The sequence below is a fragment of the Novosphingobium sp. BL-A-41-Hi4A-0G genome (genome assembly GCF_055521735.1).
This window is the reverse complement of the sequence record NZ_CM145501.1, coordinates 727,935-747,236: the sequence shown is the minus strand read 5'-3', so window position 1 is coordinate 747,236 and position 19,302 is coordinate 727,935. Positions and strand designations below refer to the sequence as shown.

18 protein-coding genes are annotated in these 19,302 nt (G+C 63.9%); 10 read left to right on the top strand and 8 right to left on the bottom strand.

What is annotated here, in order from left to right:
* The first annotated feature begins 115 nt into the window (after positions 1-115).
* From ACZ1JX_RS03775 to ACZ1JX_RS03745, 7 genes are all read left to right on the top strand, one after another.
* Entirely contained in the window at positions 116-670 is a 555-nt protein-coding gene (locus tag ACZ1JX_RS03775; protein WP_465125460.1) for a F0F1 ATP synthase subunit delta, read from the top strand.
* 28 nt (positions 671-698) lie between these two features.
* A complete protein-coding gene (gene atpA / locus ACZ1JX_RS03770) occupies positions 699-2,228 on the top strand; it encodes a F0F1 ATP synthase subunit alpha (protein ID WP_465125459.1) in 1,530 nt (509 codons plus the stop codon).
* A 60-nt stretch (positions 2,229-2,288) separates the two neighbouring features.
* Entirely contained in the window at positions 2,289-3,161 is an 873-nt protein-coding gene (locus ACZ1JX_RS03765) for a F0F1 ATP synthase subunit gamma (RefSeq protein ID WP_465125458.1), read from the top strand.
* Between the two features lie 28 nt (positions 3,162-3,189).
* Entirely contained in the window at positions 3,190-4,632 is a 1,443-nt protein-coding gene (atpD, locus tag ACZ1JX_RS03760) for a F0F1 ATP synthase subunit beta (RefSeq protein ID WP_465125457.1), read from the top strand.
* 117 nt (positions 4,633-4,749) lie between these two features.
* Entirely contained in the window at positions 4,750-5,007 is a 258-nt protein-coding gene (locus tag ACZ1JX_RS03755; protein ID WP_465125456.1) for an ATP synthase F1 subunit epsilon, read from the top strand.
* A gap of 289 nt (positions 5,008-5,296) precedes the next feature.
* Positions 5,297-6,685 (top strand): syringate O-demethylase, encoded by a 1,389-nt coding sequence (gene desA, locus ACZ1JX_RS03750; protein ID WP_465125455.1) that lies wholly within the window; start codon positions 5,297-5,299, stop codon positions 6,683-6,685.
* Positions 6,686-6,961: 276 nt separating this feature from the next.
* Positions 6,962-7,801, top strand: coding sequence for a beta-etherase (locus ACZ1JX_RS03745; protein ID WP_465125454.1), 840 nt, complete (start codon positions 6,962-6,964; stop codon positions 7,799-7,801).
* Between the two features lie 18 nt (positions 7,802-7,819).
* Here ACZ1JX_RS03745 and ACZ1JX_RS03740 read toward each other — a convergent pair whose 3' ends face one another.
* The 4 genes from ACZ1JX_RS03740 to ACZ1JX_RS03725 all read right to left on the bottom strand — a co-directional run bounded on the left by ACZ1JX_RS03740 (position 7,820) and on the right by ACZ1JX_RS03725 (position 11,212).
* Entirely contained in the window at positions 7,820-8,569 is a 750-nt protein-coding gene (locus ACZ1JX_RS03740) for an IclR family transcriptional regulator (RefSeq protein ID WP_465125453.1), read from the bottom strand.
* Entirely contained in the window at positions 8,566-8,958 is a 393-nt protein-coding gene (locus ACZ1JX_RS03735) for a nuclear transport factor 2 family protein (RefSeq protein WP_465125452.1), read from the bottom strand. The genes ACZ1JX_RS03740 and ACZ1JX_RS03735 overlap by 4 nt, the downstream gene beginning before the upstream one ends.
* Positions 8,955-10,088 carry a cobalamin-independent methionine synthase II family protein gene (locus ACZ1JX_RS03730; protein WP_465125451.1) on the bottom strand — a complete coding sequence of 378 codons (1,134 nt, stop codon included), beginning with the start codon at positions 10,086-10,088 and terminating at the stop codon, positions 8,955-8,957. The genes ACZ1JX_RS03735 and ACZ1JX_RS03730 overlap by 4 nt, the downstream gene beginning before the upstream one ends.
* Before the next feature lie 278 nt (positions 10,089-10,366).
* Complete coding sequence (locus ACZ1JX_RS03725) at positions 10,367-11,212, bottom strand: helix-turn-helix domain-containing protein (protein ID WP_465125450.1); 846 nt, start codon at positions 11,210-11,212, stop codon at positions 10,367-10,369.
* A 113-nt stretch (positions 11,213-11,325) separates the two neighbouring features.
* Here ACZ1JX_RS03725 and pobA point away from each other — a divergent pair, with 113 nt between their 5' ends.
* Positions 11,326-12,495, top strand: coding sequence for a 4-hydroxybenzoate 3-monooxygenase (gene pobA / locus ACZ1JX_RS03720; protein WP_465125449.1), 1,170 nt, complete (start codon positions 11,326-11,328; stop codon positions 12,493-12,495).
* A 220-nt stretch (positions 12,496-12,715) separates the two neighbouring features.
* Positions 12,716-13,390: a response regulator transcription factor gene (locus tag ACZ1JX_RS03715; RefSeq protein WP_465125448.1), complete on the top strand. Its 675-nt coding sequence runs from the start codon at positions 12,716-12,718 to the stop codon at positions 13,388-13,390.
* A gap of 2 nt (positions 13,391-13,392) precedes the next feature.
* Here the strand turns inward: ACZ1JX_RS03715 and ACZ1JX_RS03710 are convergent, their stop codons facing one another.
* From ACZ1JX_RS03710 to ACZ1JX_RS03695, 4 genes are all read right to left on the bottom strand, one after another.
* Positions 13,393-13,881, bottom strand: a complete 489-nt coding sequence (locus tag ACZ1JX_RS03710) for an SRPBCC domain-containing protein (RefSeq protein WP_465125447.1) — start codon at positions 13,879-13,881, stop codon at positions 13,393-13,395.
* Positions 13,874-14,218 (bottom strand): ArsR/SmtB family transcription factor, encoded by a 345-nt coding sequence (locus tag ACZ1JX_RS03705; RefSeq protein ID WP_465125446.1) that lies wholly within the window; start codon positions 14,216-14,218, stop codon positions 13,874-13,876. Before ACZ1JX_RS03705 ends, ACZ1JX_RS03710 begins: the two co-directional genes overlap by 8 nt.
* Positions 14,219-14,319: 101 nt before the next feature.
* Positions 14,320-16,998, bottom strand: coding sequence for a TonB-dependent receptor domain-containing protein (locus ACZ1JX_RS03700; RefSeq protein WP_465125445.1), 2,679 nt, complete (start codon positions 16,996-16,998; stop codon positions 14,320-14,322).
* 93 nt (positions 16,999-17,091) lie between these two features.
* The gene (locus ACZ1JX_RS03695) at positions 17,092-18,645 is read right to left on the bottom strand and encodes a hypothetical protein (protein WP_465125444.1); all 1,554 of its coding nucleotides are present in this window, start codon (positions 18,643-18,645) and stop codon (positions 17,092-17,094) included.
* 265 nt (positions 18,646-18,910) lie between these two features.
* On the opposite strand from ACZ1JX_RS03695, the gene ACZ1JX_RS03690 reads away from it, so the two are divergent.
* Positions 18,911-19,297 carry a hypothetical protein gene (locus ACZ1JX_RS03690; protein WP_465125443.1) on the top strand — a complete coding sequence of 129 codons (387 nt, stop codon included), beginning with the start codon at positions 18,911-18,913 and terminating at the stop codon, positions 19,295-19,297.
* The last annotated feature ends 5 nt before the right edge of the window (positions 19,298-19,302 follow it).

The following is a 19,302-nucleotide window of genomic DNA, read 5'->3' as shown; positions in this document are numbered from 1 at the left end:
CATCTTGTCATATGGGCCTGACGTTGCTAGGCGCGCCCCGTCTGCAGGCCACCCGGTGTTCATCTCCGGGCAATGGTCTGCCTCGGCTTATCCTTGGATGAAGGAACCTCGGCGCGTGGAGATTTCCGGCGGCATTACGGCCAGCTTGTCAGGGCGTTACGCTTCGGCGTTGTTCGATCTGGCCAATGAACAGGGCTTTGTTGCCGCTGTGGAAGGCGATCTCGAGAAGCTCGATGCTGCACTGCGCGAATCGGCTGATCTGACAAGCCTCATTCACAACCCCAAGCTCGGCCGTGATGAAGCTGGCCGCGCCATCGATGCCGTCGCATCGCTGCTGGGCCTGAGCAACCTTACGAAGAATTTCATCGGCGTTCTCGCCGCCAACCGCCGTCTCTCGGCCCTGCCTGACGTGATCCGCGCCTTCGCGCAGATCGCCGCCGCCCATCGCGGCGAAGTCAGCGCCGAAGTGACCAGCGCCCATCCGCTCGACGATGCCCAGATCGCTGCCCTCACTGAAAAGCTGCAGGGCCGCACCGGCAAGTCGATCAAGCTCAAGACCAACGTGGATGCTGACATCCTCGGCGGTCTTGTCGTGAAGATCGGCAGCCAGATGATCGACAGCTCGATCCGTACCCGTCTCAATTCCCTCGCCCAGGCGATGAAGGCTTGAAGCCTCAAGGCTCTACGAAAGGCTGAAAATGGAAATCCGCGCCGCTGAAATCTCGAAGGTCATCAAGGACCAGATCGCCAGCTTCGGCACCGAAGCCCAGGTCTCGGAAGTCGGTTCCGTGCTCTCGGTGGGTGACGGTATCGCCCGCATCCACGGCCTCGACAATGTCCAGGCCGGTGAAATGGTCGAATTCTCGAACGGCGTGAAGGGCATGGCCCTGAACCTCGAAGCCGACAACGTCGGCGTCGTGATCTTCGGCTCGGACTCCGAGATCAAGGAAGGTGACGTCGTCAAGCGCACCGGCACCATCGTCGACGTTCCCGTCGGCAAGGGCCTGCTCGGCCGCGTGGTCGATGCTCTCGGCAACCCGATCGACGGCAAGGGCCCGATCGTTGACGCCACCCGCCAGCGCGTCGAAGTCAAGGCTCCGGGCATCATCCCGCGCAAGTCGGTGCACGAACCCGTGCAGACCGGTCTCAAGGCGATCGACGCTCTCGTCCCCGTCGGCCGTGGCCAGCGCGAGCTGATCATCGGTGACCGTCAGACCGGCAAGACCGCTGTCGCGATCGACACCTTCATCAACCAGAAGGCTGCCAACGCCGGGACCGACGAAGGCAAGAAGCTCTACTGCATCTACGTCGCCGTCGGCCAGAAGCGCTCCACCGTGGCGCAGATCGTCCGCCAGCTCGAAGAGAACGGCGCGATGGAATACTCCATCGTCATCGCCGCCACCGCTTCGGAACCGGCTCCGCTCCAGTACCTCGCTCCCTACACCGGCGCGACCATGGGCGAGTTCTTCCGCGACAACGGCATGCACGCCGTGATCGTCTATGACGACCTTTCCAAGCAGGCCGTGGCCTATCGCCAGATGTCGCTGCTGCTGCGTCGTCCTCCGGGCCGCGAAGCCTACCCCGGTGACGTGTTCTATCTCCACAGCCGCCTGCTTGAGCGCGCAGCGAAGATGAACGATGAGAACGGCGCTGGCTCGCTTACCGCTCTTCCGATCATCGAAACCCAGGCGGGCGACGTGTCAGCCTACATCCCGACCAACGTGATCTCGATCACCGACGGCCAGATCTTCCTTGAAACCGGCCTGTTCTATCAGGGCATCCGTCCGGCCATCAACGTCGGTCTGTCGGTGTCGCGCGTCGGCTCCTCGGCCCAGACCAAGGCGATGAAAAAGGTGGCCGGCTCGATCAAGCTCGAGCTCGCCCAGTACCGCGAAATGGCTGCCTTCGCGCAGTTCGGTTCGGACCTCGACGCTTCGACCCAGAAGCTCCTCAACCGCGGTGCGCGCCTGACCGAGCTGCTCAAGCAGCCCCAGTTCTCGCCGCTCGGCTTCGAAGAGCAGACCTGCGTGATCTTCGCAGGGACCCAGGGCTACCTCGACAGCGTTCCGGTGACCCGCGTCACCGAATACGAAGCCGAACTGCTCAGCTTCCTGCGCACGCAACATGCTGACCTGCTCGGCCTGATCCGCGACACCAAGGACCTTGGCGACGAAGCCAAGGGCAAGCTGGTCGCGGCGCTCGACGCTTTCGCAAAGCAGTTCGCCTAAGTCTTTGAAGTCAACGCCACCCCGTCCAGCGCGGCGGGGTGACGGATCAAGGGAGCCGTCATGGCCTCGCTGAAGGAACTCAAGGGCCGGATCAACTCGGTCAAGTCGACCCAGAAGATCACCAAGGCCAAGCAGATGGTCGCAGCGGCCAAGCTGCGCAAGGCGCAGGCGGCTGCCGAAGCCGCACGCCCCTATGCCAGCCGCCTCGCGGAAGTCATGGGCAGCCTTGCCGCCAAGGTCGCAGGCCAGGACAATGGCCCGCTGCTGATGCGCGGCACCGGCTCTGACCAGCGCCACCTCCTTGTCGTGGTCAACACCGACAAGGGCCTATGCGGCGGTCTGAACTCGAACCTCGTCAAGGAAGCCAAGCTGCAGGCGCGCGCGCTTGAAGCCGCTGGCAAGACTGTGACCTTCTACCTTGTGGGCAAGAAGGGCCGTGCCCCGATCCGCCGTGACTATCCGAACGGCATCGCCGCCGGATACGACACCAGCAACGTGCGCACCCCGGGCTTCGACGAAGCCGCCGCCATCGCACGCGAACTGATCGCCATGTTCGAAGCCGGCAAGTTCGATGTCGCGCATCTCGTCGCACCGGTGTTCAAGAACGCGCTGACGCAGCTTCCGGTTACCGCGCAGCTGATCCCCGTGCCCGCCCCCACCAACTCCGTCGCTGTCGACTCGGTGGTGGAATACGAGCCGGGCGAGGAGGAAATCCTCGAGGAACTGCTGCCGCGCTACGTCACCACGCAGCTCTTCGGCGCCCTGCTCGAGCGTGAAGCCTCGGAACAGGGCGCGTCGATGACCGCGATGGACAACGCGACGCGCAACGCGGGCGAGCTGATCAACAAGCTCACCATCCAGTACAACCGCAGCCGCCAGGCCGCGATCACCACCGAACTCATCGAAATCATCGCGGGCGCTGAAGCGCTCTGACGACGACAAAGAAGGCAAGGAAACGAAAATGGCCACCGCAGCAGCTACCGGCAAGATCAGCCAGGTCATCGGCGCCGTCGTCGACGTCGCGTTCGAGGGCGAACTCCCCGCGATCCTCTCGGCGCTCGAAACCGACAACAACGGCAACCGCCTCGTTCTCGAAGTTGCGCAGCACCTCGGCGAAAACACCGTCCGCACCATCGCAATGGACTCGACCGACGGTCTGACCCGCGGCCAGCCCGTGCGTGACACTGGCGCGCAGATCTCGGTGCCGGTTGGCCCGAAGACCCTCGGCCGCATCATGAACGTCATCGGTGAGCCGATCGACGAGCGTGGCCCGGTTGGCGCAGAGCAGACCGCTCCGATCCACGCCAAGGCTCCCGAATTCATCGAGCAGTCGACCGAAGCCGCGATCCTCGTGACCGGCATCAAGGTCATCGACCTTCTCGCTCCCTACGCACGCGGCGGCAAGATCGGCCTGTTCGGCGGCGCCGGCGTGGGCAAGACGGTTCTCATTCAGGAACTGATCAACAACATTGCCAAGGGCCACGGCGGCGTGTCGGTCTTCGCAGGCGTCGGTGAACGCACCCGCGAAGGTAACGACCTCTACCACGAATTCCTCGACGCTGGCGTTATCGCCAAGGACGCCGACGGCAACCCGACCCCCGATGGTTCGAAGGTTGCTCTCGTGTTCGGCCAGATGAACGAACCCCCGGGCGCCCGCGCTCGCGTCGCGCTCTCGGGTCTGACCATGGCAGAATACTTCCGCGACCAGGAAGGTCAGGACGTTCTGTTCTTCGTCGACAACATCTTCCGCTTCACCCAGGCAGGTTCGGAAGTGTCGGCTCTGCTCGGCCGTATTCCTTCGGCCGTGGGCTACCAGCCGACGCTCGCCACCGACATGGGCCAGCTGCAGGAGCGCATCACCTCCACCACCAAGGGTTCGATCACCTCGGTGCAGGCGATCTACGTTCCCGCGGACGACCTTACCGACCCTGCGCCAGCCGCCTCGTTCGCCCACCTCGACGCAACGACCACGCTGAACCGCGCGATTTCGGAACTCGGCATCTACCCGGCGGTTGACCCGCTCGACTCGACCTCGCGCGTGCTGACGCCCGCCGTCGTTGGTGAAGAGCACTACCAGACCGCCCGCCGCGTTCAGGAAACGCTGCAGAAGTACAAGTCGCTGCAGGACATCATCGCGATCCTGGGCATGGACGAGCTTTCGGAAGAAGATAAGCTCACCGTCGCCCGCGCCCGCAAGATCCAGCGCTTCCTGTCGCAGCCGTTCCACGTCGCCGAAGTGTTCACCGGCATCTCGGGCAAGTTCGTCCAGGTCGAAGACACCGTGCGTTCGTTCAAGGCAGTCGTCGACGGTGAGTACGACCACCTTCCCGAAGCCGCGTTCTACATGGTCGGCGGCATCGACGAAGCAGTCGAAAAGGCCAAGAAGCTGGCTGCTGAGGCCTGATCTGCCTGAAGCCCCTCCCGTGAACGGGAGGGGTTCGGGGTGGGCCTGTTCACACACAGCGCTTGCCCCCGCCCACCCCCGACCCCTCCTGTCTGCGGGAGGGGGGAGAAGATAGAGATGTCCCTTCACTTCGAACTCGTCACCCCGGCCCGCCTCGTCCGTTCGGAAGAGGTCCACATGGTCGTCGTTCCCGGAACCGACGGTGAATTCGGCGTACTGGAAGGCCACGCGCCGTTCATGTCGACGGTGAAGGACGGCTCGATCAAGGTCTACAAGACGGCGGGCGCTGCACCCGAAGAGATCAAGGTCCAGGGCGGCTTTGCCGAAGTCGGCGCCAATGGCCTGACGGTTCTGGCCGAACACGTCGAAGGCTGATCGACCTCACCACGCATTCCGAAAGGGCCGGTCCGCAAGGATCGGCCCTTTTCGTTTGTGCCGTCCAAGCGCGAGCGGCCTTCGACAAGCTCAGGCTGAGCAGAATACGGGGAGTGGCATACCCCAAAGCCTGCTCATCCTGAGCCTGTCGAAGGATGGTCCCTCACTACATCCGTATGCAACACTTACAATTTTTCACAGATTTCATCATTCCGAACTTTTCAAGCACACGAAAATAGGGCATGGCGAATCCATATCCGCGAAATTGCATCGGGAGAGCCAAGAAACCATGTCCCAGACCCTCGAACAGGTCATCCAGAACGCCGGTGACCTCGTAAACTTCGTCCGCAACCAGCAGGTCGGCCCTAACGTCTATCCGGGCGTTCCGGCGGAATACTCGAACTGGCGCAACGAACAGTGGGCGTGGGCGCACTCGGCGGTGCTCTACAACCAGTCGTACCACATGGTCGATCTGGCGGTTAAGGGGCCTGACGCCTTCAAGATGCTCGAGCACCTCGGCATCAACTCGTTCAAGAACTTCCAGCCCGACCGCGCCAAGCAGTTCGTGCCCGTCACGCCCGATGGTTACGTGATCGGCGACGTGATCCTGTTCTACCTCGACGAAAACCACTTCAACCTCGTCGGCCGCGCGCCGACGATCGAGTGGGTCGAATACCATGCCGCCAGCGGCAACTGGAACGTCACCGTCGAACGCGACGAGCGCTGGGCGATGCGCACCGATGGCAAGCGCAACTCCTACCGCTTCCAGATCCAGGGCCCGAACGCGATGAAGATCATCGAGAAGGCCACCGGCAAGACCGCTCCGGATCTCAAGTTCTTCCACATGACCCGCATGACCATCGGCGGCAAGGAAGTCCGCGCCTTGCGTCACGGCATGGCGGGCCAGCCGGGCTTCGAACTGATGGGTCCATGGGAAGACTATGGCGCCGTCCACTCTGCGCTGGTCGAGGCCGGCAAGGAATTCCAGATGGCCCTCGTCGGCGGCCGCGCCTATTCGTCGAATACGCTGGAATCGGGCTGGATCCCCTCGCCCTTCCCCGCGATCTACACCGGCGAAGCGCTGCGCCCCTATCGCGAATGGCTTTCGGCCAATTCCTACGAAGCCAAGTGCTCGGTCGGCGGCAGCTATGTGCCAGAGACCATCGAGGGCTACTACACCACCCCGTGGGACTTGGGCTACGGCCCCTTCGTCAAGTTCGACCATGACTTCATCGGCCGCGCTGCGCTCGAGAAGATGGCCGCCGAAGGCAAGCACCGCACCAAGGTCACCCTCGCGCTCGACAACGAAGACGTCATGCGCGTCCAGTCCTCGGCGCTGAGCAAGGGCGATCGCGCCAAGTTCATGGAGTACCCGAGCGCCGTATACTCGATGCACCCGTTCGATCAGGTCCTCGCCGATGGCAGACAAGTCGGCCTCTCGACCTGGATCGGCTACACCGCCAACGAAGGCAAGTTCCTCACCCTCGCAATGATGGAACCGGGCTACGTCGAGCCGGGCACCGAAGTCAGCCTGCTCTGGGGTGAGCCCAACGGCGGCACCACCAAGCCGACCGTCGAACCCCACGTCCAGACCGAGATCAAGGCCACCGTCGCAGCCGTTCCCTACTCGGAAGTCGCCCGCGACAACTACGCCGAGGGCTGGCGCACGAAGAAGTAAGCTTGCGGGCGACACGCCTGACAGCGAGAGCGCCGGTCCCATCCCGACGGGCCCGGCGCTCTTTGCGTTTGGGCGCATTTGCCCCGCCCCCCTTTCTCGTCATCCCGGACTTGATCCGGGACCCCACTTTGGTCCGAATGACCCGCGGCGGAAAGAACGAGCGGGGCCCCGGATCACGTCCGGGGCGACGAGAAAACACAAGTTCAAGTCTGCAAATTCCGTTTGTGTTACTAACAATATCTGGCACACTGTGCTCAACGAAAACATGAGGATGTCATGGCCGCCAACAACACCATCACCTTCTATGACCTCGCCCTCTCTACCGGCGCGACAATCAGCCCGTTCGTCTGGGCGACGAAGTACGCCCTGAAGCACAAGGGCTTCGATCTCGATGTCGTGCCCGGCGGTTTCACCGGCATTCTCGAGCGCACGGGGGGAAAGACTGAGCGCCTTCCCGCGATCGTCGACGATGGCGAATGGGTGCTCGATAGCTGGGGTATCGTCGAGTACCTAGACGCCAAGTACCCGGACCGCCCTACCCTGATTCCGCACGAAAGCGTCGCCGCGACGCTCAAGGCGCTCGACCACTGGTTCTGGAATGCGGCCGTCGGCCCCTGGATGTTCTGCTTCTGCGCTGACTACCGCGACCTGTCGGTGCCGGCCGATCACGAATATGTCACCCACAGCCGCGAGAAGATGCTCGGCCGCAAGCTCGAAGACGTTCAGGCCGGTCGCGAAGAGCGCCTGCCCAAAATCAGCGCCGCGCTCGAACCCTTGCGTGCCGCGCTTGGCCAGCATGAATGGCTTGGCGGATCATCGCCCAACTATGCAGACTTCCGCATCATGGGCGGCATCCTGTTCACCGCCTCGGTCTGCAAGATCCCGGTCCTCGCCAATGACGATCCTCTGCGCCCGTGGATCGAGCGCTGCCTCGATCTCTACGGTGGTCTTGGCCGTCACCCCGGCCTGCACTCCCTTTTCGGCCTCGAACAGCGCGAGGGTGACCCCGACCTGTTCAACCGCGCGGCGGGCCAGGGCGGCATCTACAAGCGCAACACCGGCCCGGACTCGACCCGCGCCGAAACCCAGCGCATCACCGAAGGCTTGAAGAAGTAAGCAGTGCAGGGCGAGCGCTTAGCGTTCGCCCAAAGCACTGGCAGCGCGCAGGAGCAACTGCCGAATGCGCGTGGCCAACGCCTCGTCAAAGCGAACGGCGGGCACAGCGACGCTGAACGCGCCTGCCAGTTGCTCGTCGATCCATACCGGCACGGCCATGCCGCAGATGCCCGGCGTCGCTTCCTCCCGCGCAAGACTGAAGCCTGTTGCCATGATCTGCGCGAAATCGGCGCGCAGTTCGGCCTCGGTCGTACGGGTCTGCGGCGTGAACCTCGTCCGCTCGGTCTCGGCGAAGTAGTGTTCCATCTCGGCAGGCGGCAGCCACGCCGCCATGATCTTGCCCGCAGCAAGTGCGTGAAGCGGGCGGCGCGTGCCAGGATCGACAGCGTAGCGCAGCGCCTGATCGCTCGCCTCGGTCACCAGCGCTTCAACTTCCCAGCCACGGCGGACCATGAACGAGGACGTCTCGTTCAACTCGCTTCTGAGCGCCCGGACCAGCGGAGCGACACGGTCTTCGAGCGTCAGCGCCGTCTCGGGCGCACGCAGGCGCTGCAGGCCTGGCCCCGGCAGGTAGCGCCGCCCTTCCCGCGTCAGGTATCCCCGCTCGGTCAGCGTCGCGAGCAGGTATGACAGGCTGCTGACGGGAATGGCCAGAGCACCGGCAATCTCCTGGGCCACCGCGCCCTGACGGTTGGCGACGACGTACTCGATCACGTCGAGCGTGCGCATCGCGGATTTGACCGGATTCGAGGCGGCGGGAGCGTTCACTTGAACAGCAGGCTCCCGCGCCGCTCGGCAAAGCGCCAGCCTTCGGCGGTCAGCACGAAGCGGTCGTGGAACGAGCCAACCAGCGGCGCGCCCTCGCCCGTGAACAGCAGCATCGCGCTGGTGCCTCGTGCGGTGGCCGGGCCTTCGACGTCGATCACCACGTTCGAGCAGACGTGCCGCGTGGTGCGCGGCGGGCGGGCCTTGAACGCGGCAAGGATCGCCGCGCGCCCTTCCACGCCCTGATCGGGCGCGGTCGGGCGGTACATCACGCCGTCCTCGGCATAGAGCGCCGCCACTTCATCCCACCGCGCCTCGTCGTTGAGGTTGGCGTAGAGCGCGATCAGGCGGGCGCAGTCATGCTCGACAGCGCGGCGGTCGTCGGGGCTCACAGGCGGCTCGCGGCGATGTCCGCGCCTTCCCGCAGCGACTTGAGCTTGCGCCAGGTCACGATCGGATCGAGCTTGCCGTAGCCCGCAAAGGTGCCGAAGCCGCAGTCGGTGCTCGCCACCACGCGGTCCGCGCCGACGATCCCGGCGAAGCGTTCGATGCGCTGGGCGATCAGTTCGGGATGCTCGATGTAGTTCGAGCAGGTGTCGATCAGGCCGGGCGCGAGGATCTTGTGATCCGGCAGCTTGGCATCGCGCCAGACCTTCCATTCGTGTTCGTGGCGCGGGTTGGCGGCTTCGAACAGCACGGTGGCAGGCCGCGCGCCGATCACGATGTCGATCACGCGCTCGAGCGGGATATCGTGATCGTGCGGGCCTTCGTAGTTGCCCCAGCAGATGTGCATCCGCATCTTTTCGGGCGGGATGTTGGCGGTCGCCGCGTTCAGCGCCTCGACGTTGGCTGCGGCAACCTTGACGAATTCCTCGTCCGAGAGGTCCTGATAGCCGGTGTGGCGGCTCATCGCGAGGTCGGGGCAATCGAGCTGGAGGTAGAAGCCGGCATCGACGATGGTCTCGTACTCCTCGCGCATCGCATCGGCGAGGTCGGCGAGGTAGGCTTCGTGGCTCGGATAGTGGCGGTTGACCTGGAAAGCGGTGATGAGGCCGGGCGACGCGGCGTTCATGAACGCTTCTGTGTCAGGCGCGGCATGCTTTTCGAGCGCGGACTTGAAGCGGCGGATATCGTCATGCAGCGGCTGCAGCGTCACCTTGCGCACCGGGCCGATGCACGAGGCGCGGACGAATTCCTGGCTGCCCATGATCGCCGAGAGCTTCTTGGCGAGGTTGGGCACTTCGGCGAGGTCTGCGGCAGGCTTGCGATCGATGTGGCCGCCGAAGCCGGAGAGGCGTTCGATCATGTAGGTCGAGTAGCCGACTTTGCCGAGTTCGCCGTCGGAGACGACCGATACACCGGCATCGACCTGCATCTTGACCGCGGCATCGACGGCGGCCGAAACTTTCGCATCGAATTCGGCGGCATCGTAGGCTTCACCCTTGTCCCGCGCCAGCAGCAGCGGGGTGAGTTCATCGCCGCGCGGGAGGCTGCCGACGTGGGTGGTTTTGATCTTCGCCATTTCAGATGCCTCTTCCGCAGTTCATATCCATGAAAATTTCATAGCGGACTTAACGGGCGAAACAAGCGGATTTGCGGGGTTTTTGCGGAGAACGCGCTCTGCGGGGGTTTACGCCGTTTACACTGTCCAGAGAGAAAACTCAGGGGACCCGGATTCCGGCTGGTACGCCCCCTCCCGGAAGACGCTTTCAAGCGAACAGAGGCATGTGCGAATCCCATTCACCTGATCGTTTCAGAAACGGCACGTGTAGGACAGGGCAAAATGCTTCTCCGACGGTTTCAAGCCACCTTGTCCGCCGAAGGTCGCCTGCCCGTGACGCGCTGGTAGAAGCGCGAGAAGTAGCTGGGGTCTTCGAAGCCGAGTTCGGTGGCGACCTGGGTGGCGGTGGCGTTGGTGTAGCGCAGCAGGCGGTGGGCTTCGAGGGCGAGACGGCGGTGGATCAGGTCCATGGGGCTGCAGCCGAGGCGCGCGGCGGTGAGGCGCGACAGGGTGCGGCGGGTGAGCCCCAGAGCGCCTGCGTAGAAATCGAGATCGCGGTGCTGGCGGTAGTGCAGTTCGACGAGCTGGCGGAAGCGGTCAAGGCGTTGGTCGGCGCGGGTGGTGTCGTCTGCTGCGGGCACGTCGCGCGCAAGGGTGCGGATCAGGCTTTCGGCGAGCGCCAGAAACAGCGGGTCCTGCTGCTGCCATTCCTGCTGGAGGCCGAGCATTTCGCGTGCGAGCCAGAAGGCCCGGTTGGCTGCATCCGGGCCGAGCGTGGCGGTGCCGCCGCGTGCGAGGGCGGCGAGCAGTGGGTCTTTGGGGCCTGCGGCACGTGTGGAAAAGTCGGTGGACAAGGTGAGGACAAAGCCGCGCGTGCCCTGGCGGAAGCGGAAGCCGTGGACAGCAGCGGCGGGAACGATGACGCGGGCGGGGCCTTCGAGGCCGGTGGTGACGGTATCGAGGGTGACTGCGGCGTGTCCCTCTTCTACCAGCAGGACCTGAACGAAATGGTCGTGCCGGTGGATGCCAATTTCCCAGTCATGCAAGGCGCTGCGCTCGGCGATGGTTTCGATATGCGCGAAACCGCCGGTGTTCGGCGCAGTGCCTTCACCGTAGAGGGCATATCTGGGTATTGTCTCGGTCATGTCCCGAAAGTGCCAGCTGTTTGTCCTGACGCTGCATTCCTCCCGAACGGAGCTTCTGTCAATTTGCAATCATGATCCCGCATCCCAGTGCGGGCGCGTGGGAGATGTGATTCATGAAGACCCAGGTTGCCATTATCGGCGCGGGGCCTGCGGGCCTGTTGCTCGGACACTTGCTCAAGGCCGAAGGCGTCGATTGCGTCGTGGTCGAGCGTCAGCAGCCCGATTACATCCTTGGCCGCATCCGCGCAGGCGTGCTCGAACAGATCACCGTCGGCCTGATGGGTCGGCTGGGCCTTGATGCACGGCTGAAAGCCGAGGGACTCGTCGAGGAAGGCTTCAACCTGGCCGATGGCGAACGCCTGATCCGTATCGACGTGGCGAACCTGACCGGCAAGACCGTCGTCGTCTATGGCCAGACCGAGATCACCCGCGACCTGATGGACGCAGCGCCCGAGCGCGGACTGCAGGTGATCTATGGCGCGGATGACGTGGCGCTGCACGACATCGAGAGCGACGCGCCTTACGTGACTTATGCGCTTGATGGCGCGGCGCAGCGGATCGATGCGCGCTTCATCGTCGGCTGCGACGGGTTCCATGGCCCAAGCCGCAAGGCGATCCCGGCGAGCGTGGCGCGCGAGTACGAGCGGGTCTATCCGTTCGGCTGGCTCGGCATTCTGGCCGATGTGCCGCCGTGCAATCACGAACTGATCTATGCCAACCACGAGCGCGGCTTTGCCCTCGCCTCGATGCGCAGCCACACGCGCAGCCGCTATTACGTGGACGTAGCCCTGACCGAGAAGGTCGAGGACTGGTCGGACGAGCGGATCTGGGACGAACTGGCGGTGCGCCTCGGGCCTGAGGCCGCGGCGAACATGACGCGCGGGCCCTCGATCGAGAAGTCGATCGCGCCCCTGCGCTCCTATGTGTTCGAGCCGATGCGCCATGGCAGCCTGCTGCTGTGCGGCGACGCCGCGCATATCGTGCCGCCGACCGGTGCCAAGGGCCTGAACCTTGCGGCGAGCGACGTGCATTATGCTGCCGAGGCGCTGACCGGCTTCTTCAAGCGCGCCGACAACGATGCCGTGGTGGGTTACTCCGCCAAGGCGCTGGCGCGAGTGTGGAAGTCGGAGCGGTTCTCGTGGACGCTGACCAAGCTGATGCACCGCTTCCCCGAAGACGGTCCGTTTGAACGCGCGATGCAGGTGGCCGAGCTGGAATACATCTCGAGCAGCGTGGCTGCGCAGACGAGCATTGCCGAGAACTACGTGGGTCTGCCCGTTTAAGGCCGGAAGGCCCACCCCCAACCCCTCCCGCCTGCGGGAGGGGGGATAGGGTTTCTGGCCCTCCCACTTGCGGGAGGGGGGAAGTTGTGGCGACGCCCTCTCCTCACGCGTGCGGGACGGCGGAAGGCTTGCCCAAAAGGGTTGCTGCGGCCTGTAACATCGTCATTTGCCCGTCACATAATCGCGACAGAACAAGCCCATCGACAGGGGCGTTGTTCACATGCGGCATATCGACATCCTACTTACGGGTGACCTTCCGGGCGGGCGCGAGGCCTTTGTCCATTCGGACTTGCGCGTGGTGTTCCATCGCTGGAAGGCGCAAGCGCCGCTGCCGCTCATGGAAGGGAGGCCCTGGGCATTCATCGACTGGGTGCTCGACGAGATGTCCGGGCTCGAACTGTGCCGCCGACTGCGCTGCGCCGACAGCCTCGGTCAGGATGCTCACATCACGATGATCCTTGAGGATGATGACGCCGAGGCCAAGCGCCGTGCACTCCGCGCCGGGGCCGATGACTATATCGTGGGCCCTGTGGACCGCAGCGCGCTGCTGGACCGGGTGCTCTCGATCCAGTTGCCCGAGCACGAGGCCCCTGCCCGCATGCTCAAGCTGGGCGAACTGACGCTCGATCTCGCCGCGATGCAGGCGCGCTGGCGCGAACAGCCGCTGATGCTGATGCCCAACGAGCTGCGCCTGCTGCGCTACCTGATGGAGCAGCCCGGCCACGTGTTCAGCCGCCAGCAGCTGATCACGGCGCTCGGCAAGCACGACCAGCCGATCGACGAGCGCACCGTGGACGCATGGGTCAGCCGCCTGCGGCGGGCGCTGCGCGATGCGGGCGCAGGCTCGCCGCTGCGGACGGTGCGGTCTTTGGGATACGTGCTCGACCGGCCCTGACGTCAGGTCTGGAGGAAGCCCTCCAACTGGTCGAGGCTTTCGCGGGTGCCATCGCAGGCGCCGGACGCCAGTTCCTGCTCCAGCGCTTCGGCGGAAGGAAACAGGTTGGAGATGCTGACTTCGGTCAGGCCGTCCCTGAGAGCAAAGGTAACCGTCGTGATCGCGCCATCCGGGCTTTCCTCATTGGTCCAGACGATGCGTTCGTTTGGCACGACTTCGATGTAGGTGCCGAAGAAGGCCATTGGCTGATCGGAAGCCGGATGGCCGATTTCCAGGCAGTAGGTTCCACCCTTGCGGACGTCCATCTCGCACGAGACGAGCGTCATGCCGTAGGACCGGGAAATCCACCACTGGCGGAACAGTGCCGGATCGGCCCAGGCGCGGAAGACGAGGTGGACCGGGGCGGCGAAGCGGCGGATGACGACGAGTTCGCGATCCGAGCGACGCTCCACGACAGTCTTGTCGTCCGAGCTTTCTGGTGTGTCAGTCATCGCAATTCTCCCTTCGCGCGAGGTCTTCGAGGAGGCTGTCGAGCGCGGTGAAGCGCGCGTCCCACATCTGCCGGTAGCGTTCGATCCAAGCCGCTTCCTCTTCCATTCGGCGCGGGCCGAGGCGGCACTTGCGCACGCGGCCCTGCTTCTCGGTGGCCACCAGCCCTGCCCGTTCGAGCACGCCGATGTGCTTCTTCATGCCGGTGAGCGTCATTCCGAAGCGATCGGCCAGTTCCCCTACAGAAGCGTCGGATCGCACCAGATGTTCCACCACGCCGCGACGCGTGGCGTCGGACAAGGCGGCGAAGGACAAGTCGAGATGTTTACACTGAACCATATGGTTCAGTGTTTGTCATAACAGCCCGCAATCCGCAAGCGGCAAAAAAGAGGCGGCCCTTTGCGGGGCCGCCTCTCGAGGTGGATTGACTGTGAAAGGCTTCAGAAGGTCATGGACGCCGACAGGGCAAAGGTGCGGCCGACGTCGTAAGTGTTGACCTCGACGCGGTTTGCGCCCGACTGCTGGTATTCCCAGTTCTTGCGGCCGGTGATGTTGCGGGCCTCGAACTTGAGTTCGACGTCCTTCTTGAACAGCTTGATGCCCTGACGCGCGACAAAGTCGATGCGCAGACCCGGATCCTGCACGACGTCCGGCTGGCCGGTGTTGAGCAGGCCGCGGCTGAAGACGCGCTTGCTGGCATAGCTCAGCAGGATGGTCTGCTGCGAAAGGCCGTCGGTGTCCTCGAGGCCGAGCTGGACGTTGGCGATGTGCTCGCTCTGTCCGGTCAGCGGCGCGCCGTTGGTGAAGTAGTCCAGCGCGCGGGTCGAGGCGGCAAGATAGTAGGAAGTCTGGTCGCCCTCCTGCACCTTCAGCTTCGACTTGGTGTAGGTGTAGTTGGTGATCAGCGCGAAGCGGCGGGCTTCCCAGAACCCGCCCCAGTCCGACAGATCGAAGTACTTCTGCAGCTCCACTTCCGCGCCGTAGAGATCGGCCTTGGGCGCATTGGCGAAGCTGGTGATGAAATTGTCGCTTTCGAGGCTGACGAAGCTTTCGATCGGCTTGTCGATCCGCTTCCAGAAACCTGCGACCGAGAAGCGCTGGTCACGCGCGAAGTACCACTCGTAGCGGGCTTCGGCATTGGTCAGCGTGCTGTCCTGCAGGTTGGGGTTGCCGCGATAGGTGCGGTTGGTGTCGGGATCGAAGTAGAACTGGTAGATCAGCTCGCGGAACTGCGGACGCGCGATGGTCTTCGACGCGTTGGCGCGCAGCTGCATGTCGTCACGGAACGACCAGGTCAGCGTTGCGGCGGGCAGCCAGTAATCGTTGTTGAGGCTGGTTGGCGCGGTGATCGAGGTCACGTCCTTGAACACCGGAATCGCGGCCACGGCCATCTTGGCCGTTTCATAGCGCACACCGGCATCGAGCTGCAGCTTGTCGGTCAGCTGGGCGTCGATCTTGGCATAGGCACCGTGGTTCTTGAGCGTTGCCACGAAAGCGGGGTTGCCTTCGTTGGTATCGACCAGGCCGATGTTGAACGCCTTGATCACGGCGTTGCTCAGCAGGTAGTCCGGGCGGAACATGTTCACGCCATCGGGCAGATCGACCGCGCGCCACTGGAAATCGCGACGCGAGCTTGTGCGGCGCGTGTCGGTATAAGCATAGCCGACGGTCGCCGTGATCGCGGGCGCGACCTTGTAGGATACGTCGATGCCGCCCGACCACAGGTCTTCGTTGAGGTCCGAGAAGCTGACGTTGGCGCGGCCTGCGTTGCCGTCGAGGTTGTTGACGAAGTATTGGCCGAGCGGGTCCGAGGCGACGTTGGTGCGGACGTACTCGAAGCCGAGTTCGTAGGGCGCCTCACGCTGCGAATTGGCAAAGCCGCCGCGCAGATCGACGCTCAGGCCGTCGAGCGGCTTGAGTTCGGCGACGATCTGGCTGTCGATCAGCTGGCGCTCGTACCAGGCGGTTTCCTGCTGCTGGTAATCGACCGTGGTCTGGTTGCGCTGCCCAAGGCTGATGCGCGTGTGCTTGAGCGTGTCGCGGATATAGAGGTTGGTCCAACGGATCTTGTTGCGCCCGAACTCCAGACCAAGACCGAGCATGCCGTTTACGACGATGCGGTTGTCGGTCGTCACGCGGCGGAAGTTCGACTGGAGGTCGGCGAGATCGGATTCGACCGAGGTCTGGCTGAGCACATCGCGCGTCAGCCACTTGTTGTTGTAGCCCGCCGTGGCGATCACGCCGAGCGTTGCGCCGCCAAGATCGAACGATTTGCCCGCCGAAAGCGAGAGCGAGCCATTGCCCGGCATGTTGGGAATGCGCTGAGTCAGGCCGTTGCGCGTATTGACGATGCCCTGCCCGACGGCAACGGCATCGACATTGCCGGAGCTGAGGCGTTCGCCGCTGGCAAAAAAGCTCTGCAGGGCTTTGGTATAGTCGCGCTGGCCGTTGTCGAAGCCGGTCCAGTCGGTGCTCGAACCGTAATAGGTGTAGCCAAGCTGGTTGGTGGTTTCCGTATCCCACGAACCGCCGATGCCGACGTTGACGAAGGCTTCCTGCGGGACCGACTTGGTGGTGAGGTTGACCACGCCGCCGCCGAATTCGCCGGGATAGTTTACCGAATAGGACTTCTGTACGAGCGACGAGGCGATGATGCTGGAGGGGAACAGGTCGAGCGGGACAACGCGCTTGAGCGGCTCGGGGCTCGGCAGGGGAGAGCCATTGAGCAGGGCGAGCGAGTAGCGATCGCCAAGGCCACGCACATAGACATAGCCGTTGCCGACGACGCTGAGGCCGGTCACGCGGCCCAAAGCGCCGGCGATGTTGCCTTCGCCGGTGCGGGCGATTTCCGCTGTGCCGAGCACGGAGACCACTTGCGGCGCGGCGCGCTGCAGGTTGCGATCACGCTGGCCGGTCACGACGATCTCACCACCGGGGATCGAGACTTCCGGCGCCGCCTCCTGCGGCTGCTGTTCTGGCTGAACGTCTGCGACGGCCTGATCGGCAGGCGCTTCAGGCGCCGAGGGCGGCGTCGGCGCCGCGTCCTGCGCATGGGCAAGAGCCGGGCTGAACAGCGCGGTGGAAAGCAGCAGCAGGTGTGCGAGCCGCAAGGTATTCATCTGTCGTCCCCCCTGGGGAAAAGGAAAGTTCCGTGGTGCGGGAAAGGGGGCAGCCGTTGCCGGCCACCCCCCGGGTTTCCCGAAAGGCGCCGATCAGGTGGTCGGCAGCAGCGTGCAGGACTGGCTGGTGGTGCCGAAGTTCGCAGCCGCGCTGTTGCAGGTCCAACCAGCGTACCAGGTGTCCGAGGCATCCTTGACGGCGCCGATGTAGGTTACCGCCGAGAAGAACGAGGACAGCGTGGTCACGTCAAAGGCGGTCACGGCAGTTTCGTTGGCACCGTTGATGAAGCCACCGGTCAACGTCGACGTGAAGCCGTCGTTGTTGTTGTTCGATCCCGAACCGAAGAACGTCTGAACCTGAGCCGCCGTGTAGGTGCCGGTGCCGAGGTACTTCGTGGCATTGCAGGACATCACCACCGAGCGAGCGACCAGCGTCGAGGCGTTCGCACCGCCCGAACCGTTCATGCGGATGCATTCATTGTTCGGGGTGTTGACCACGCCGTTGTAGAGCGAGATGTCCGAGTTGCCACGGAACAGCAGCGCGGCCTGGTCGGCAGCTTCGTTGTTGCTGCTGGTCTGAGCCTGGACAGCGGTGAAGTTTGCAATCTTCGAAACCTGACGCGGCGTCTGGGCTTCATTGCCGTTGCTGTCGAGCTCCATCAGCGCGTCACCCGAACCTGCACGCTGGAGAAGCAGCAGGTACTGCAGGTTGGCCTGAACCCCGGTATCCATATCGAGGCTGTCATCGTCGGCACCCACGGCAATGTAGTGCTTCATGTTGACGGTGCCGCCGAAGAATTCCGCGCCATCGTCCGAGCTGTTGTAGCTTTGGATGTAGTCGAACTGGGTTCCAGAGCCGACGCCTTCGAGGGTCAGCGCCTGGAGTTCCGAATTCGAGCCGAGCACGTAGCCCGAGTAGCGGATCTGGACGTACTTCATCGTGCCGCTGTTGTCGGCATCGTTGGTGCCGCCGAACAGGGCAGGATCAGCCGCGCCTTCGGTCTGACGCTCGCAAGTGCTGGCGGTGCCGCCGCTGGCAACCGAACCGGTTGTGCAATCGGTGATCGGCGCACGGCCCATCAGCACGACGCCACCCCACTGGCCCTGCGACGTTTCGGTGTTAAGGCCGAGCACGTTGTCACGGCTGGTGAAGATGATCGGCGCGGTGGCGGTGCCAACGGCATTGATCTTGTTGCCGCGGTTGACGGCAAGCCACGACGTGCCGGTGTTGCCAAACAGGATCACGCCGGGCTGGATGGTCAGCGTCACGCCGGTGCTGGTGCTGCTGAAGCCGGCATCGTTGCCGACATCGACGCGACCGTTCATCGAGTAGAGCAGGCCCGCGATCTTCGGGAGCGTGGTCGAACGGGTGATGCGTGCGGGCAGCGTGCAGACGCGCCACGAACCCTGAGCCGAGGTAACGGTGCCGGCGTCCGTCAGGCCGGTCGGGTCCTCGATCGTCGGGCAGCCTGCAGCAGCGGTGACCGTGGGGGTCGGCGTGGGGGTTGGCGTCGGCGTCGGCGTGGGCGTCGGCTGGTTGATGACGACATTGCCGCCAGTGCCGGGCGAAGCGATGTCGGTGGGGCCGCAGCCGGCGAGCGCCAGCGCGCTGCAGCCGACAAGGAACAGGCCGTGGATGTTCTTCACTTGGTATCCCCCATGGATGGCGGCGGGAGCTATCCCCGCCCGGATCGAGGGGTTGTCTAGGCGCGCAAAGTGACAACCTCTTTGCGGTTTCCTGACAGAATTAAGTCAGTTTATCTGACGGTTATTTGACAATTGTGACGAGACTCACGGGTTTCAGCGCCTCTCGAAATTACAGTTTTGTGACAATGTTGCAGTTTCGTTGCACCCCAAGAGAATCATGGCATTCTGCGTGACAATCACAGCAACCGCCGCACGGAGAGACATCATGGCCAACACTTTGCTTCTTGCCGCAGCGCTGATGAGCCAGTCTGCCGTCATGGTGACCCCGCCGCTGACGGTTCCTGCTCCGGCCCTGCCCAGCGGCGATGTCGGCTTCCACGAGATCGCCGCCGGACGCCCGCTCGCAGCCATCGCCCGGATCGAGGGTGGAGACCTTGTGAAAGCAGGAGATCCGCTCGCGCTGATCAACCTTGGCACCGCCTACAAGATGCTGGGCCAAAAGGACCGTGCCGCGAAGCTCTATCGCAGTGCAGTGGCCAGTGACGAGCGTTATGACGTGCAACTGTCCGACGGTCGCTGGATAGACTCGCGCCGGGCTGCCACGCTTGCCATGGCCCGCCTTGGCAGCGACGACGTCCTGGCGTTGCGCTGAAACCT